16 protein-coding genes are annotated in these 16,135 nt (G+C 71.3%); 5 read left to right on the top strand and 11 right to left on the bottom strand.

Annotated features, from left to right (window positions below; all coding sequences use genetic code 11):
- Window positions 1–129: 129 nt before the first annotated feature.
- The 8 genes from QSK17_RS09490 to QSK17_RS09455 all read right to left on the bottom strand — a co-directional run bounded on the left by QSK17_RS09490 (window position 130) and on the right by QSK17_RS09455 (window position 7,022).
- The gene (locus QSK17_RS09490) at window positions 130–540 is read right to left on the bottom strand and encodes a VOC family protein (RefSeq protein WP_285704191.1); all 411 of its coding nucleotides are present in this window, start codon (window positions 538–540) and stop codon (window positions 130–132) included.
- The gene (locus QSK17_RS09485; protein ID WP_285704190.1) at window positions 537–1,499 is read right to left on the bottom strand and encodes a helix-turn-helix domain-containing protein; all 963 of its coding nucleotides are present in this window, start codon (window positions 1,497–1,499) and stop codon (window positions 537–539) included. The genes QSK17_RS09490 and QSK17_RS09485 overlap by 4 nt, the downstream gene beginning before the upstream one ends.
- 168 nt (window positions 1,500–1,667) lie before the next feature.
- Window positions 1,668–3,335: an AMP-binding protein gene (locus tag QSK17_RS09480; protein ID WP_285704189.1), complete on the bottom strand. Its 1,668-nt coding sequence runs from the start codon at window positions 3,333–3,335 to the stop codon at window positions 1,668–1,670.
- A gap of 258 nt (window positions 3,336–3,593) precedes the next feature.
- Window positions 3,594–4,049: a GbsR/MarR family transcriptional regulator gene (locus QSK17_RS09475; RefSeq protein ID WP_285704188.1), complete on the bottom strand. Its 456-nt coding sequence runs from the start codon at window positions 4,047–4,049 to the stop codon at window positions 3,594–3,596.
- A 3-nt stretch (window positions 4,050–4,052) separates the two neighbouring features.
- Window positions 4,053–4,874, bottom strand: coding sequence for an alpha/beta fold hydrolase (locus tag QSK17_RS09470; RefSeq protein WP_285704187.1), 822 nt, complete (start codon window positions 4,872–4,874; stop codon window positions 4,053–4,055).
- Window positions 4,875–4,955: 81 nt separating this feature from the next.
- Window positions 4,956–6,236 carry an RNA polymerase sigma factor gene (locus QSK17_RS09465; protein ID WP_285704186.1) on the bottom strand — a complete coding sequence of 427 codons (1,281 nt, stop codon included), beginning with the start codon at window positions 6,234–6,236 and terminating at the stop codon, window positions 4,956–4,958.
- Window positions 6,237–6,241: 5 nt separating this feature from the next.
- Window positions 6,242–6,583, bottom strand: coding sequence for a YciI family protein (locus QSK17_RS09460; protein WP_285704511.1), 342 nt, complete (start codon window positions 6,581–6,583; stop codon window positions 6,242–6,244).
- A 157-nt stretch (window positions 6,584–6,740) separates the two neighbouring features.
- On the bottom strand, window positions 6,741–7,022 hold the full coding sequence (locus tag QSK17_RS09455; protein ID WP_285704184.1) for a hypothetical protein: 282 nt from the start codon (window positions 7,020–7,022) through the stop codon (window positions 6,741–6,743).
- A gap of 132 nt (window positions 7,023–7,154) precedes the next feature.
- Here QSK17_RS09455 and QSK17_RS09450 point away from each other — a divergent pair, with 132 nt between their 5' ends.
- Window positions 7,155–7,511 (top strand): MmcQ/YjbR family DNA-binding protein, encoded by a 357-nt coding sequence (locus tag QSK17_RS09450; protein ID WP_285704183.1) that lies wholly within the window; start codon window positions 7,155–7,157, stop codon window positions 7,509–7,511.
- 123 nt (window positions 7,512–7,634) lie between these two features.
- Here the strand turns inward: QSK17_RS09450 and QSK17_RS09445 are convergent, their stop codons facing one another.
- Window positions 7,635–7,922, bottom strand: coding sequence for an ArsR/SmtB family transcription factor (locus QSK17_RS09445; RefSeq protein ID WP_285704182.1), 288 nt, complete (start codon window positions 7,920–7,922; stop codon window positions 7,635–7,637).
- A gap of 60 nt (window positions 7,923–7,982) precedes the next feature.
- On the opposite strand from QSK17_RS09445, the gene QSK17_RS09440 reads away from it, so the two are divergent.
- Complete coding sequence (locus tag QSK17_RS09440; RefSeq protein ID WP_285704181.1) at window positions 7,983–8,993, top strand: questin oxidase family protein; 1,011 nt, start codon at window positions 7,983–7,985, stop codon at window positions 8,991–8,993.
- Window positions 8,994–9,059: 66 nt separating this feature from the next.
- On the opposite strand, the gene QSK17_RS09435 is transcribed toward QSK17_RS09440, so the two are convergent.
- A complete protein-coding gene (locus tag QSK17_RS09435; RefSeq protein WP_285704180.1) occupies window positions 9,060–12,110 on the bottom strand; it encodes a poly(A) polymerase in 3,051 nt (1,016 codons plus the stop codon).
- Between the two features lie 4 nt (window positions 12,111–12,114).
- Window positions 12,115–12,666 (bottom strand): AAA family ATPase, encoded by a 552-nt coding sequence (locus QSK17_RS09430; RefSeq protein ID WP_285704510.1) that lies wholly within the window; start codon window positions 12,664–12,666, stop codon window positions 12,115–12,117.
- Window positions 12,667–13,136: 470 nt separating this feature from the next.
- On the opposite strand from QSK17_RS09430, the gene QSK17_RS09425 reads away from it, so the two are divergent.
- The 3 genes from QSK17_RS09425 to QSK17_RS09415 all read left to right on the top strand — a co-directional run bounded on the left by QSK17_RS09425 (window position 13,137) and on the right by QSK17_RS09415 (window position 16,013).
- Complete coding sequence (locus QSK17_RS09425) at window positions 13,137–14,150, top strand: 2-keto-3-deoxygluconate permease (RefSeq protein ID WP_285704179.1); 1,014 nt, start codon at window positions 13,137–13,139, stop codon at window positions 14,148–14,150.
- Window positions 14,147–14,950, top strand: a complete 804-nt coding sequence (locus tag QSK17_RS09420) for a 1,6-dihydroxycyclohexa-2,4-diene-1-carboxylate dehydrogenase (protein WP_285704178.1) — start codon at window positions 14,147–14,149, stop codon at window positions 14,948–14,950. Before QSK17_RS09425 ends, QSK17_RS09420 begins: the two co-directional genes overlap by 4 nt.
- 130 nt (window positions 14,951–15,080) lie before the next feature.
- The gene (locus tag QSK17_RS09415) at window positions 15,081–16,013 is read left to right on the top strand and encodes a LysR substrate-binding domain-containing protein (RefSeq protein WP_285704177.1); all 933 of its coding nucleotides are present in this window, start codon (window positions 15,081–15,083) and stop codon (window positions 16,011–16,013) included.
- Window positions 16,014–16,135: the final 122 nt, after the last annotated feature.

The following is a 16,135-nucleotide window of genomic DNA, read 5'->3' as shown; positions in this document are numbered from 1 at the left end:
GAGCGGGCGGTACTGCCTGATCGGTACACGCTACTTAAAGGACCCGCTCTTGGGGCATATGGCACTGCTGGGACATGTGTGATCGCTATGCCGGGCCTCCCCCGGGTGAGGCCCGGACCACTGTCGTGTTCAGCCTTTGCGCGGCTCGCCCCGATAGGTGCCGAACGACCAGAGGTTGCCCTCCGGATCACGGACCGCGAAGTCGCGTGAGCCGTAGTCGGTGTCGTGCGGTTCCTGGACGACCTGCGCTCCCGCCGCCGTCGCCCTCGCGTGAAGCGCGTCCGGATCGTCCGTGACGACGTACGCGCCGAACGCACCGGGTGTCAGATTCCACTTGTCGTCCGGCGTGTCCCGGACGGAGCCCAGCATGATGCCGCCGCCGAGAGGCCACGACAGCTGGGCGTGATCGACCCGTTCGCCCTCGCCGTACACGGCGGTCTCCTCGAAGCCGAACGCGTCGACGAGGAAGCGGATCAGGCCGCGCGCGTCGCGAGCCCGCAGCGAGGGCCAGACCTGCGGTGATGGTGTGTTGTCAGTCATGTGAGCCAGTCTCCCGCTGGGGACGCGGGCGGGGCTTGGACGTTTCGGAACTCCTCGGCGAGCCACCGGCTCGGGGAGCATCCCGCGAGAGTGCCGAACTCGCGGGCGAGATGGGCCTGGTCGTAGTAGCCGCATTCCACCGCGAGCGAGGCCAGGGTCGGAGCGGCACCCTCGACGGACAGGCGCTGCAGCGTACGGCGGGCTCGGTCGAAGCGCACCACTCGGGCCGCCTCCTTCGGGCCCAGGCCGATCTCCTCGCGGAACCGCCGTCCCAGGTAACGGGTGCTCCAGCCGACCTCGCGCGCCAGTTCGGACACACCGACTCCGCCCGCGGTCGCCAGGAGCCGCCGCCAGGCCCACGTGACCTCGGCGGGTATGGACGCCTCGGCGCCGTGACGTGTCACCGGTCCGCCGCCGAGGGCCGTGCCGGGACCTGAGGTGAGCGTCGAACCGAGCGTCGAACCGAGCGTCGAACCGAGCATCGAACCGAGCATCGTGTCGAGCACGGCGAACCGCTCGGTCCACCTGGTCGCCTCCAGGAGGCGCTCGCGCAGCTCGTACGCCGTGCGGCCGAGGACGTCGGTCCCGTGGAGGTCGATGCCGGACAGCTCCCCGGCCGGCAGGCCGAGCAGCGCCCTGGCGCCCAACGGCGTCAGGGCCAGCTGGACCCCGGACTGCCGGCCGTCATGCGTGATCAGCGCCGGTGTGCTGTGCAGGCCGCCCACGAGCGTGTCGTACGTGCACGGCGGTGTGAGCGGGTCCGGATGCGCGGCCACCACCAGCGGATCGTCGAGTGTGATGATCAGCGTGAGGTACGGCGAGGGCAGCCCCCGGTGCATGGCCGGAGCCACGCCGGCCTCGCGATATCCGCTGTAGGCGGCGACGAATCTCCGCAGGGACGGCGCGGGCTGTCTACTGGCGAACTCGGTCGTCGGCCCGTCGGTGTCGGGATCAACCACGGCTCCATCCTCCCCGACCAAGGCGGAAGTGAAGGCGGTTCCGAGGGGGGCGGTGCGGTACCGGAGCTGATCGCTCCGGAGACCGTGGAGCCGCCCCGTTATGGAGCCGCCCGGGCCTCCATCAGCCCTGGGTTCGCAGGCCGCGGAAGGCGTCGCTGGTCACGCCGGTCACGGCGTCGTCTCCGGCACGATCGGCTCGTACGCGAGGGCGGTGCCGTGCCGTACGAACACGGGGTCGGCCGTGTGCCATGCCTCGTCCCGCAGCGGCCGCTTGACCACCTTGCTCGTGGCCGTGCGGGGCAGGTCGGCCATGATCCGGACGTACCGGGGCACCCACTTGGTCCCGAGGTCCGGCTGGCGGCCGAGGAAGTCGGCGAAGCGCTCCGCGTCGAAGGCGTGGCCGTCGGCGAGGACGACCGCCGCCATCACCTGGTCACCGACCGCGGGGTCGGGGACGGCGTACACCGCGACATCGGCGAACGCCTCGAAGCGGGCGAGCAGTCGCTCCACGGGCGCGGTGGCGAAGTTCTCGCCGTCAACCCGGAGCCAGTCGCTGTTCCGCCCGGCGAAGTACCAGAAACCCTCGGCGTCGCGGTAGGCGAGGTCGCCCGACCACACCCAGCCGCCCCGGATCCGTGCCGCCGTGGCCTCGGGGTTCTTGTAGTAGCCCTCGAACGCGGCGGCTCCGACCGTGTTGACGATCTCCCCGATGGCCTGCTCGGCGTTGAGGAGGGCGCCCGACTCGTCGAATTCCGCGCGCGGGCACTCCTTCAGCGTCTCGGGATCGACGACGATGGTGCCCGCCTCCGACACCCCCAGGGAGCCGGGTGGCGTACCCGGAACGCGGTTGAGCCGTATCTCACCCTCGCTGGAGCCGTACGAGTCGATGACCGTGCAGCCGAAACGCCGCCCGAACTCCTCGATGTCGCGGTCGCCCGCCTCGTTGCCGAACGCGATGCGCAGTGGGTTGTCGGCGTCGTCGGGCCGCTCCGGCACCGCGAGGATGTAGTTGAGCGGCTTGCCGACGTAATTGAAGAAGGTCACCCCGTACTTGCGGACGTCGGGCAGAAACGCGGACGCGGAGAATTTGCGGCGCAGCACGACGCATCCGCCGGAGGCGACGGCCGGTGCGATGCCCGCCATGATCGCGTTCGAGTGGAACATCGGCATCACGACATAGAAGACGTCGTCCGGACCGAGATTCCTGCGGCGGCGCTGCTGGAGGGCGATTCGCCCGATCCGGCCCTGGGTGCAGATCACCGCCTTCGGCGCGGACGTGGTCCCGGAGGTGAAGATCAACGAGAAGTACGTCTCAGGAGGCACCACGGCCCCGCCCGCGTCCACGGCGGCGTGTGCGGATATGGCCAGCGGCGCGGTTCCGGCGAGAGCCGTGGCGCACTCGTCCGAGTCGGTGATCAGCACCCGGTCCCAGCAGTCCAGCGTGAGACCGTCGAGCAGGTGCCGCCGTCCGGTCTCGGTGATCAGGAGCTGGCAGTCGGTGAAGTCGATGTCGCCGGCCAGCTCGGCACCGCGCCGGGTCGGGTTGACCCCGATCACGGTCGCCCCGGCCAGGGCGGCGCCGAGCAGCCAGAAGAGGTGCTCGGGGGTGTTCTCCAGGAACAGGCCGATGTGCCAGGGGCCGAGCCGTCTCAGGTCGCGGGCGAGCCCGGCGCGCAGCCTGGCCTCGGTGACGATCTCCCGCCAGGTCCAGGACCGGTCCTCGAACTTCAGCCCAGGGCGGTCGTCGTCGGCGCGTGCCGCGACCAGCTCGGCGAAGGTGATCTGACGGGCGGGGCGGTCGTCGGAGAGCAGAGGGCGGCTGCCGTCCTCGGGCACTGGCTCCTCCTTGCGGATCGCGGAGATCTGGTACGGCGCCGGGCAGGTCGTGCCAGCGGTCCCAACTCGATTACCAGCCAGTATGTGATCTTGTGCGCCCTGGGTCCCGCTCAGTGGGACAAGTGCGGGCGGCGGTCGCGCCACGGCGGCGGGACGTGAGGGAACCCGCGATGATCTGTCCTGATCGCCTCCCTGTACCGCTCACGGCCTGAGATCGATCACCTGACCAACGTTGGGCGACGGGCCACGGGCCGCGGGTCAGGAGGCGTCCGATCCCCGGCGATGCCGTTCGAGCATCTGCTGTCCGACGTCGACGTAGGCGGCGAAGAGGCCCACGACGTCGTGGAGGCGGTACCTCGCGGGGCCGGGGGCGACCAGCGCCTCCCCCTCACGCAGCGCGGCGATCAAAGTGCGGGCACGGGCGTGGCTCGCTTCCAGGAGGGATTCGATACCGCCCGCGGCCTCGATCAGGAGCCTCCTGCTGCCCGGCTGAGGGATGACCCTGACCAGGCCCCACGAGTCGAGCTGGCGTACGGCGGTGCTGACCGCCCCCTTGCTCAGGCTGATCCGCGCCCCGATCTCGTCGAGGGAGATCGGCTCCTCGGTGATCAGGAGCAGGCCGTAGGTCCGTCCCGTCGCGTGCGGGAGGTTCCAGGAGGCGAGAAGGTCGCCGACAGATGTGATGAACGCATCGCGTCTGTGCTTTTCACTCACCTTTCACTCACCGTTCCGGACCTCCCGCGCCGCCGCGCCGAGAAGGAACGACTCGATGGCGGCGTTCACGGTGTCGGGGGCGTCCTGGTTCGCGATGTGTCCGGCGCCGGGGATCACGATCTCGTCGATCCCCTCGACCCGCGCCCACTGAGGCATCCCGGAAGCGATGTTGCCGGTCCGGTCCAGCTCGCCGCGGATCAGGCACAGCGGCACCGGTGTCCGGTACGCCGGATTCGGGTCGAGCAGGTCGGTGGTCGCCCGCCAGACGTCCAGGAACTCCCGCTTCGTCAGCTGGGAGAACGCCCGGCGGGCATCCTCTCGCGCGCCCTCCGTTATGGCGGACGCGCGTGCCAGCACGGCGGGCAGACGTCCGGCGGGGATCATCGACAGGCCCGGGGCGGCCGTTCGGAGCAGCAGCCGCTCGAGCCGCGAGAGCGGCGCCGCGTTCCACGCCGAGCCGATGACGATCAGCCCCAGGGCGATCTCCGGGTGGAGCCGGACGACAGCCTGGCTGAGGTTGCCTCCGAGTGACTGGCCGGCGAGGACGACGCGGTCGAGCCGGAGGTGTTCGAGCAGCGCGAGGAGATCGGCGATCGCCCGCGCCGCCGTGAAGGGCGCGCCCGTGGGCCGGGACGCCCCGTGGCCGCGCATGTCCCACGTGATAACCCGGTGGCCGAGACCAGCGAGGTGGTCGGCCTGCGCCTGGAACATCACGTGATCGGCGCCCGCGCCGTGCGAGAACACTACGGGGATGCCCTCTCCTGGGTGATCCCAGTAGCGGAGGTCACAGCCCGCCACGCGGAACACTCCAGATATATTCACCATATTCTGAATATATACGACACGCAGTGCTCGTAGATCATCGGGTCGGTGCAGGCAGTCCTTGACGTAGAGGGTGCTGGGCACTCATGTGTCCACTGCGCCGTTCGGGGCGGGTGATCCGGACGTGCTGAGCCGGCGCCGCAGGTGAGCCCGTTCGGGTTCGGTGCCGGCCAGTTCGAGTGCCCGGCGGTAGGCCGTCGAAGCCTCGGCGAGTCGTCCGAGCCGCCGCAGCAGGTCCGCCCGGGCAGCGTGGTAGGGGTGGTAGTCGCGCAACGGCTCCTCCCCGGCCAGTTCGTCGAGCAAGGCCAGGCCCGCTTCCGGGCCGTCACACATCGCCACGGCCACCGCCCGGTTCAGCGCAATGACGGGGGACGGGGTGAGCGAGACCAGGACGTCGTAGAGCGCCACGATCTGGGGCCAGTCGGTGGTCGCCAGGTCCGCCGCCTCGTCGTGCAGGGCAGCGATCGCGGCCTGCACTCCGTACGGCCCGGGCGGGCCGCCGGTCAGTGCGGCGGCCACCAGCGTGAGGCCCTCGGCGATCATGGTGCGGTCCCAGCGGCCGCGGTCCTGGTCTTCCAGCAGCACCAGCTCCCCGTCCGGGCCGGTGCGGGCCGCGCGCCGCGCGTGGACCAACAGCATGAGCGCCAGCAGCCCGGTGACCTCCCGTTCGGTGGGCAGCAGCCGTCGCAGAATCCGCGTCAGCCGGATGGCCTCCTCGGCGAGGTCCGGCCGTTGCAGATCGGGGCCCGAGCTGGCCGCGTACCCCTCCGTGAAGACCGAGTACAGGACCTGAAGCACTCCTGGCAGACGCTCGGGCAGCTCGTCGGCACCGGGCACCCGGAACGGGATCCGAGCCTCACGGATCTTCTTCTTCGCCCGCACGATCCGCTGGGCCATCGTCGGCGGCGGGACAAGATAAGCGCGCGCAACCTCTGGTGTCGTCAGCCCGGCGAGGCAGCGCAGCATCAGCGCCCCGCGCGCCTCGCTCGGCAGGGCCGGATGGGCGCAGGTGAAGAACAGTTGCAGTCGTTCGTCGGGAAGGTCGGCGCCGGCGTCCGCAGGCGGGGCGGGAGCAGACCGGTCCGCATCCACCTGCAGGACGGCGAGCCGGGCGGCGTAAGCCTGGTCCCGGCGCAGCCGGTCGACGGCCTTGCGCCGGGCCGTCGTCAGCAGCCAGGCGCCGGGCCTGGCCGGGACACCCTGCACCGGCCAGTGCACCAGCGCCGCCTCGATCGCCTCGGAGGCGACCTCCTCGGCCAGCTCGAGGTCGCCGAATCGGCGAACGAGAGAGGCCAGCAGGCGACCGTGCTCCTCGCGGAACACCGACTCCACGGCCCTGCCGGTGCCGGGTGCCTGCTCCTGCACCTCGCTCAGGCCCCGAAATCGGCGACCGGCCGCACCACGACCGAGCCGCTGCCGCGCGCTCCGGGGCAGCGGGCCGCCCAGTTCAGCGCGACATCCAGATCCGGGACGTCGATGACGTAGAAACCTCCGAGCACCTCGCGGGTCTCAGCGAACGGCCCGTCGACGACAGACCGCTCGCCGTCCGGGCCGACCCGGACCGTGGTGGCGGTGACCAGGTCTGCCAGCGACTCCCCCGAGACCCAGATCCCCGCGTCCCGTACCGCCTTGTCGTAGTCCATCCATTCCTGGACCTCGCACTCGGCGGCCGCACCGTTCGCGTCGACCGTGCCGGCGTTGATCAGCAGCATGTACTTCACGGCTTGAACTCCTGTCAGATTCCCGTTGTTTCCTGGCGGGGCAAAGCGCCGCCCACCATGACGACGAACGGGATGCGGCCAGATCGACAGCACCCCAGAGATTTTCTCCAGGACGCGCCCGCGGCCTCGGGTCCTGCCGGCACCGTGATCAGGTGGCATCGTCCGAGACAGGCGCGCCGCTCCCACCCCTGGCATTGTGCACCCAGGCGCGTGCGAGCTCGGGATCGTCCCGCCGAGCGGGAGAGGGGATGACGGTCGCGGTACGGCGCGGGCCGTCGCCGGTGACGACGTCGTCCCCGCCGACCCACCACCCGCGCTCGATGAGCTGGGCGCGGCGCCGGCGATAGGCGACCTGCAGGGCGTCGCTGCGCAGGTGCAGTTCGTCGGAGAGGTCGAACGGCAGCAGCTCGGGACGCTGCGACTCCACCACCGGCCGGGTCCGCCGCTCGTCGTGGTCACACGCGGAGGGCCTTATGCGCGCGCCGCCCGGCGGGCATGCTGGTCGGACTCGTTCGGTACGAGTCACGCCGAGAGACGCACGCACTGGAGAAGGTGGTTGCCGATGATCACGGTCAACGACGTGCGCCGGGTGGCGCTGGCCCTGCCGCGCACCTCGGAGCATCTGATCAGGGACCGGATCAAGTTCCGCGTGGGCCGGATCGTCTACCTCGCGTTCTCACCCGACGAGACGACGATGGGGTTCGCCTTCCCCAAGGAGGAACGCGCGGCGCTCATCGCGGCCGAGCCCGAGAAGTTCCACATGCCGCGCCCGTCCGACGAGCGGTACAACTGGGTCCGGCTCACGATGGCCGCGATCGACGAGGTCGAGATGCGGGAGATCGTCATCGACGCGTGGCGGATGGCCGTTCCCAAGCGGGTGGCCGCCGCCCATCTCGAAAGCCTCGGTCCGTCGCGCTGACCGCCGCGATCTGGAGCGACCGCACAACCGGCCGGTCTCGCACCTGGTGATCGCCTACGGCGACCGGCGTTCGGGCCTGTTGGTCTGGGAAAGCGGCCGGCTCTTGAAGCTCTCGAGCCCGGCCTACCTCTGGTTCTTCTGAAGCTCCTGGAGGTCGGCCAACTGGTGGAGTTCGTTCGCGAGCCCGGCCAGCGTTTCCGGCACCAGCGAGTAGCAGATGGTGGTGCCCTCGCGCCGCGTACGCACCAGCCCGGCTTCGCGCAGCACCTTCAGGTGCGCGGAGATCGTCGGCTGGCTCACCGAGAACTCGTCGGTGAAGTCGCACGCGCAGGTGTCGGGCTCGACCGCGAGCCTGCGCACGATCCCGAGCCGTACCGGATTGGCCAGCGCGCGAAGCACCTCGATGTCCACGGCGGAGAGCATATCGCCTCTGAGCTATATAGTGGTGAGCCTATATAGAAGGGAAGCGATATGGATCATCTTGACGAAGCGCTGGTACGGCTGGCGCCTACCGGCCCCGAGTTCCGCGGCGGCCTGTCCAACCACGGCCCGATGGTGGTGGAGGCCCTGGTACGGCTGGGCGCGGCGGAGACGATCCCCGACTGGGTCTCCGGCTACCTGCCCCGGCTCGAAGACAGCCCCGACGCACGCGGCCGCATCACCGATTGGCGGGTGGCGCTCGGCGACCGGCGCAGGGTCGGCGACTGGACCGCCTACTTCACCGAGCGCCTGGCCGAGGCTCCCTGGAGTGAGGTCCTGGCCGAGTGGTGGCCGCGGCTCACCCCCGGCCTGGCCGCGGGCGCGACCCACGGCGTGATCCGCACCTCGCACGCCGTCAGGGCGCTGGCCGAGCAGGCGACTCAGCCGAGGGTCACCGAGCTCGCCCAGGCGCTGGCCTACTGGGCGGCCGGGTACGTCGAGCTGCCAGGGCGGCCGCTGACCAGCGGTGTGCGGACGCTGGAACAGGCGGTCGCGGTCCTGCCGATCCTGGAGCTGGCGCCGACCGAGCTCATCGTGGCGCACCTCGCACATCTGCGGGACCTTCCGGAGTTCGCCGGAGTCGTGTCCTCGCTGCGTCCGCCCACGGACGTCGCCGCCGACCTGACCGAACTGACCCGGGTGTTCGCCGGGGTGTTCCTGACGCACGGCAGGCACGCGCCGATCGACTTCATCCACGCGGTGACGGCGCCGGTGGCCGTGTCGTCGGTGCTGGAGCACCTGCCCAGGGGGCTGTGGCGGCCCACGTACGACGCCCTGTGGCAGGTGGCCGCCGCGCTGTACAGCGGGTTCGCCTATCAGGGCACGGTCGAGCCGCTTCCCTCGGGCGACCCCCTGGCGCCGGTCGAACTGGCCGGAAGGGCCGCCGAGACCGGCGACGCCCACGCCATCAAGCTGACCGAGGCGGCGCTCCGTCAGCACGCGCGGACCGGCGACCCGGTCTTCCTCCACGCCGCCGCCCGCTCGGTGGAACTGCTCGGCTGAGAACCAGCCGCATGACCGCTCACCAGCACGCCCACCCCATCGGGACGGTCGGTGTCCGCGCGCCGATCACTGAGAAGCGCTGCCCAGCGTCGGTACGGCGCCGCCCTCGGTCCACTCGACGGCGACTCCGCGCAGGCCGGCGGCCCACGGGCCCGCTGTCTGGGCCAGTGCGGCCGGGGCCGGTGGTGTGCGGCCGAGTCCGATGGCGAACCGCGCCCGCCCCGGCCCGGTGTCGAACGGCTGGGGCCAGGCGTGCGCGTCATGGACTCCCGCGCGTTCCAGGTGGGTGAGCAGTGCCCGCATCCGGCCCCGGACCCGTCCCAGCGTCACGTCGAACTCCTCCGCCCGCCCGGCCCGTACGGTCACGACCGCCCAGGCCGCGTGTCGCCGATGCAGCGGCGGCGGTGACAGCAGCTCCGGCAGGGGATCGCGGTGGGTTTTCGCCGCCGCTTCCGTGAGCTCCCAGGCGTTGTAGAGCTCCCGCGTCAGAAGATCCCGCCAGCCGGCGCCGACCTGCTCGCTGCACAGGCGGACCGGGGCCGTAGGAGTCATGATCCGCACAGCGGCACCCGTGCTCCCGTCCGGCGGCTCGCCCGTGCCATCGCCCGCCGCCGTGTCCGGCGGCTCGCTCGGGCGCCCGCCCGGTGTCGGGCCGGGTCGGGGCGGTCTCTCTTCTCCGCCTTCTCCGCCCGAGGCGTCCTCCGGCCACAGGGTGATCGCCTGCCGCCAGTCCCATGCCGCCCACATGCCGAAGAAGTGGCGCAGCTGGTCGCCGGGCGGAAGTTCCCCGGCCTCCCGCATCGTCCGCGCCACGAGGATGGCCCAGGCCAGGCCAGGAAGCCCGCCGAACGGAGCCGAGTCCAGCCCGCGCGCCTTCGCCCACGCCTTCACGACTCGGGCCAGCCGGGTGAAGGCGCTATCACCCGCTCCGCCGACGCCCTCCGTGCCGGAAGCCCGGCCGGCGACGGCGGCCAGTATGGCGTCGGCGTCGCTGATCGCGCTCAGGGCGAGGGCGGATTCCTCACCCAGTTCGGTACGGCGGATCACCGCCTCGGCGGGAAGCATGTCGGCGGTTGGGACGATGACCAGATCGACGTCGAGATCGCCGACGCGCAGCCGCACGCCGGGGACCCGGGCACCGACCACACGCCGCATCCCCCTCGCCTCCGGCAGCGCGGCCGCCACGCGCGCCTCGACGTCCGCGAGATCGGGCTCACCCGGCAGGGCCACGACCAGGTCGAGGTCCGCCTCGGGCAGTGCGCACCCGAGTCGTCGCGACCCGGCGACGTGAATCACGCCTTCGGCCAGTGAGCCCCGCAGCCGTGCCACGATCTCCCGCGCCGTGGGCAGGTCCGCGAATCGGGAACCCTCTCCCACTCCGCGCTCACGCGCCGGGGCGTGCGGGCCGGATCCGCAGGAGTCCTCGGTGATCCAGCGCACCTCGCCGGTTCCCAGGGCGATGGCCGCTCGGGACCGCATCGGCTCGTCGCCCCGGCGGGACAGCAGGACCAGCTGTCCGACGCGCACGGACCTGCCGCCGAGTCGTGCCGCGCACTCGTCGATGAGCCGTTCCGGGTCGCGGGCCTTCCCGAGGGTGAGGTGCGGCGTGTAGCCCTCCCTACGGCCCCGGCAGCGGGGGAACGCACGCTCCAGCGCGCCGCGCAGCTCCGTCCACGGCTCCCGCCCGGCGGCAGCCGGGTCCAGCCAGACCGTGGAGCCGTCACGGTGGAGAAACGCGCGTACGCCTTCGAGGAGGGCGGTGAACGGGGCGGTCGCGGCCGCGGCGGCCGCCACGAGAGGCGCCGCCTCCTCGAAGTCGGATTCCGGCACAAAACCGAACATCAGCGTGACGTGGGGCGGCCACCGGTCCACCTTGGGGTCGTGTCCCCGGCGGATCTCCTGGATCGCGGGCCAGAGCTCCTCCGGCGGGATCCACGCCACCGCCGTACGCGCGGTGGGGCGAGCGTCGAGGAGGCCGGGCCGCCCGTGCTCGTTCTCTCCGATGACGAGGTCCACGGCGACGCCGTAGTGATCCGACAGGAACAGGCCGTCCGGCGTCGCGGGGGAGTCGCCTCTCAGGTCCGCCGTGTCGGCTCGCAGGTCGTGCCCGCCCAGCAGTACGCGGTCGAGCCGGGACGCGCGGCCGGAGAGCGAGGAGACGGCGGCCAGCGGATTGGCCCGTGGATCGAAGGTCGGCGTCTGGTCGTCGGGCCCGTGCACCTCGGTCCAGGCGTCGCGCAGGTCGAGCACGGCGGCGGGTCCGTCGCCGCCGTCGTTGAGATCGCCGAGCAGGACGATGTCGCCGTCCACGCCGCGCAGTACCTCGGCGAGCCGGAGAAGCTCGGCCTCGCGCCGGGCCGCGCCGTCCTCCGAGTGGTCGCTGGTGAGATGCGTAGCGGCCACCACGATCGGCCCGGCGGCGGTCTCGACGGTGACGGCGACCACGGCCTTGTGCGGTCCGAGGGAATGCCGGCCCGCCTCCCGGACGGGCAGGCGGCTGAGCAGGAGGAGACCGTTGTCGTCGACGTCCCGGCCGGTCGGATCGGTGCCCAGCGTGTACGCGGAGCGAACCCACGGGGTCGTCAGCAGCATGTCGAGCAGCCCCGTCTCGACCTCCTGCAGCGCGATGACGTCGGCGTCGGCCCGCGCCAGCGCGTCCAGCAGCAGCGGCCTGCGCCGGGCGGTGTCGATCCGGTCGCTGTCGTAGCGGTTCCACAGGGTGTTCCAGGTCAGCACGCGCAGGCGTGTCCCGAGGGCGCCCGGCGCGAGGGGCTTCCCGGCGGGAACGGCAGGGGCCGGACACCAACCGGCGACCGGGTCCCAGGCGAACGGGGTGCACGCGGCGAAGGACGGCTCCCGCAACCTGCGGGGCTCCTGTACACGCCCGGCCCGGGACTCGTCGAGGCGGTCGAGACCGGATGCCCGATCCCAGACCATCTCGCCGTCCGCCTCGACGAACAGGATCCGATGCCAGGGGATGTCACCCCCCGGCACGAACGCGGGCAGCGGCACGCGCTTGGGGGCGGCTCCCCGCACGTTGATCCCCAGCACGAAACGCGCCGGATCGAAGCGCGGGTCCCACCGGACCCGGTGATAGATCTCTTCGCTCGTTCGCATGGGCTCAGTCCGTACTTTCGATGGCTCCCGCGGTGTCGTGGACCCGCCCGTCCGGCCCGGCGTACCAGGTGCGGTGGGCTTCCCATGGGAAGGGCGGTGCGAAGCGCCGGAGCTGGGCCGAGAGCACCTCGGACGGCACCCGGTCCGCGCGTCCGGCGTTGCGCAGGGCCAGCTCATCGCCGGTGACCAGCATGACCGCGTGCGTCGTCAGCGCGTCGCGACGGCGGGCCACCGCGTGCACGAGCGAGCGCTGCCGCCCGTTCAGGGCCGTGGCGTCCCACACTACGGTGCCACCACCGGCCAGGAGCGCGTCGAGCCGGTTCAGGCCCTCGCGGAGGATCGCGGGATTGGCCCGTTGATCCGACCGGGATCCACGGGCCTCACGCAGATGGTCGAGCGAGACGACGCCGGTGCCGGTGCCGGTGCCGGTGGTGCCGAGAGCGGTGTTCGCATCGGCGGTCGAACCGGCATCGGAACCGGAGCCGTACCAGACCGGCCCTGCGCTCCTCGTCGGGGAAGTGGTCGCGCAGGCGGGCGTGCGCCCCGACCAGCGAATCCATCGATTAATCCGTCACCGTCACGGATGGAGTTCCGTACAGCTCGTGGCCCTCGGCTAGGGCGGGCCGATCAGTTCGGTCCCGATCGTTCCCGACGGGCGCCGGGCACACCCTCCGGCAGAACTTCATCGTGACCGATCCGGCCCGGCAGCCTCGTCCATCCGGTGCCGCTCTCCCGCTGCGTGCGCCCCTGGTGGCTGGGGCTTTCGGAGAAGCGTTCACGCGGCTCGGAACAGGTCATCCACCTGCCTGGACTCGGGATCGTGCCCGGGGCCTCGGGCCGCCCGCCAGAGGACTGGCCGGGGCCGTTCGTCACATGGTGACCGGTTTATGACGTGCTGCGTCTCAATGCGGCTGAAATCGATATTTCACGGGCCGGTGACCGGTTCCTAACCTGGTGGGAACGCGACGACCCACAAGGGCACGGGGGCCCCGGAGTCCGACCTCACCCACAGGCAAGGAGCCCTAGATGTCCGTGCCCATCAAACGTTCCCTGGAGAAGATCCCCGGGGGAATGATGGTGGTCCCTCTTCTCATCGGATCCGTCATCCACACAGCGTTTCCCGGCGCAGGCCAGTACTTCGGCTCCTTCACCGGCGCGCTGTTCACCGGCGCCCTGCCGATCATCGCGGTGTTCTTCGTGTGCATGGGCACGACCATCGAGTTCAAGGCCACGCCGTACATCATCAAGAAGGGCGGTGCGCTCTTCGCCGCCAAGACGCTCACCGCCGCGGTCGTCGGCATCGTGCTCGGTCGGGTGCTCGGCGAGGGGCCGGTCGAGACGGGCTTCTTCGCGGGCATCTCCGTCCTGGCCCTGGTCGCGGCGATGAACGACACCAACGGCTCGATGTACATGACCCTGATGGGCCAGTTCGGCAAGGCGAAGGACGTCGCGTCCTACGCCATCATGTCGATCGAGTCCGGGCCGTTCCTGACCATGGTGACGCTGGGCGCCGCCGGCCTTGCCGCCTTCCCCTGGCAGGCGCTCGTCGGGGCGATCATCCCGCTCCTGGTCGGCGCGATCCTCGGCAACCTCGACCCGGAGATCCGCTCCTGGATGGGCGGGATCTGCCCGGCTCTGATTCCCCTCTTCTCGTTCTCGCTCGGTGCGACGATCGACCTCACGGCCGTCTGGTCGGCGGGCCTGCTCGGCGTCCTCCTCGGCGTCTTCGTCTTTGTAGTGACCGGCCTGGTCCTGATGGTCGCCGACGTGCTGACCGGCGGCCGCGGAGTGGCCGGGATCGCCGCGGCCACCACGGCCGGGAACGCGGCCGCCGTGCCCGCGATCGTGGCCAGCGTCAACCCGGCCTACGCCGAGGCCGCGCCGGCCGCGACCCTCCTCGTCGCGGCGTCGGTCGTGGTCACCGCGATCCTCGCGCCGACCGGCACCGCGCTGTGGGCGACGTACCTCAAGCGAAAGGACGCCGCGGCCGGACGCGTGGCAGCGGTGGAGGAACCGGCGAACGCGGGAGTGGCCCGATGAGCGGCGCACGAGAGATCTTCAGTCCCGAGCGGTTCGCGGGGAAGGTCGTCATCGTCACCGGCGCAGTCCAGGGAATCGGGCTGGCCGTCGCCCGGCGGCTGCTCCGGGAGAGCGGCACGGTGGTGCTCGTGGATCGCTCTCCTCTGATCCACGAGGTCGCCGAGAGCCTGCGCGGCCTCGGCGGCGAGCCGGTCGCGCTGGAGGTCGACCTCGAGCGCTACGACTCCTGCGCGGACGGGTACGCACAGGTCGTCGAGAGGTTCGGGCGCATCGACGTGCTGATCAACAACGTCGGCGGCACCATCTGGGCGAAGCCCTTCGAGCACTACGCGCCCGACGAGATCCGGGCCGAGATCGACCGGTCGTTGTTCACCACGCTCTGGTCATGCCGCGCGGCGCTGCCGTACATGATCGACGCCGGGCGCGGGGTGATCGTCAACGTGTCCTCCATCGCGACCCGCTCGATCCACCGCGTCCCCTATGCGGCCGCCAAGGGCGGGGTGAACGCGATCACCGCGTCCCTCGCCATGGAGTGCGCGCCGAAGGGGGTGCGCGTCGTCGCCACCGCTCCCGGCGGTACCCAGGCGCCGGAGCGCCGGGTCAGGCGCGGCCCCGAGGCGAAGGACGAGCAGGAGCGTTCCTGGTACCAGGCCATCGTCGACCAGACCGTCGACTCCTCCCTCATGAAGAGGTACGGCACGCTCGAGGAGCAGGTGGGTCCGATCGTCTTCCTCGCGTCCGACGAGGCGAGCTACGTGGCGGGGAGCGTGCTCCCCGTCGGCGGCGGCGACCAGGGCTGAATGAGACGCCATGACTCTCAATCCGGCACAACTCAGCTTTTGTCGCGGATTAATCCGCCCGCCTAGGGTGAGGGCACATTGGGACGGTACGCGTACTCGCCGCCGTACACGTGTCCGAGGAGGGCGTTCAGTGGAGCTGAGACACCTGCGGTACTTCGCGGCGGTCGCCGAGACGTGTCATTTCGGCAAGGCGGCTGAGCGGCTGCACATGGCCCAGCCGCCGCTGTCCCAGGCGATCCGCCAGCTCGAAGCGGAGCTCGGCGCCGAGCTGTTCACCCGGACCACCCGCCGGGTCAGCCTGACTCCCGCGGGGCAGTCCTTTCACGACGACGTCACCCGGCTGCTCAGGGCGCTCGACGACGGCGTCGCCCGCGCCCGGAAGATCGCCGCCGGCAAGGCCGGGGTGCTGCGCGTGGCCTTCACCGGGACCGCGGCGTACCAGTACCTCCCCGGCATCGCCCGGATCGTCCGGGAACACCTCGGTGACGTGGCCCTGGAAGTCCACAGCGACATGCTCACGCCAGAGCAGGAGGACGCGCTGCTCGACGGACGTGTCGACGTGGGCGTGCTCAGACCGCCGCTGCGCCATGACGACCTGATCGAGACCCGCACCATAGCGGCGGAGCCGCTGATCCTCGTGGTGCCGGTCGGTCACCGTCTCGCGGACCGGGACGACGTCACCATGGACGAGCTCAGGCACGAGGCGTTCGTCATGTACACCGGCGAAGGGTCGATCGTCAACGAGGCCGTACGGCGCAGTTGCCATCTCGCCGGGTTCACCCCGCGCCGCGCCCACGAGGGGGCGGGCACCGGCACCGTGCTCTCCCTGGTGGCGGCTGGCCTCGGCATCGCGCTCGTCCCGTCCTCCGTCAAGTCGGTCGCGCTGCACGGGGTGGCGTTCCGCCCCGTCCGGGACGCCGTGACCGTCGACCTCGCCCTGGCGTGGCGCGCCGACGACTCCTCCCCGCTTCTTCACCGGCTCATCGAGGCGCTGACCGGGCACCTGGCCATCGGGTCCGCCCCGGACGTCGCGAGCCCCACCACCTCCGAGGAACGATCATGAAGATCACCGCCATCGAGGCGATTCCGTTCGCCATCCCGTACCGGAAGCCGCTGCGGTTCGCCAGCGGCGAAGTGCACACGGCCGAGCACGTGCTCGTACGCGTGCGGACCGAGGACGGGGTC

This window comes from Microtetraspora sp. NBRC 16547, from assembly GCF_030268965.1.
In the GTDB taxonomy this organism is placed as follows: domain Bacteria; phylum Actinomycetota; class Actinomycetes; order Streptosporangiales; family Streptosporangiaceae; genus Microtetraspora.
Note: the sequence above shows the minus strand (reverse complement) of the source record. Positions and strands in the feature narration are given on the sequence as shown.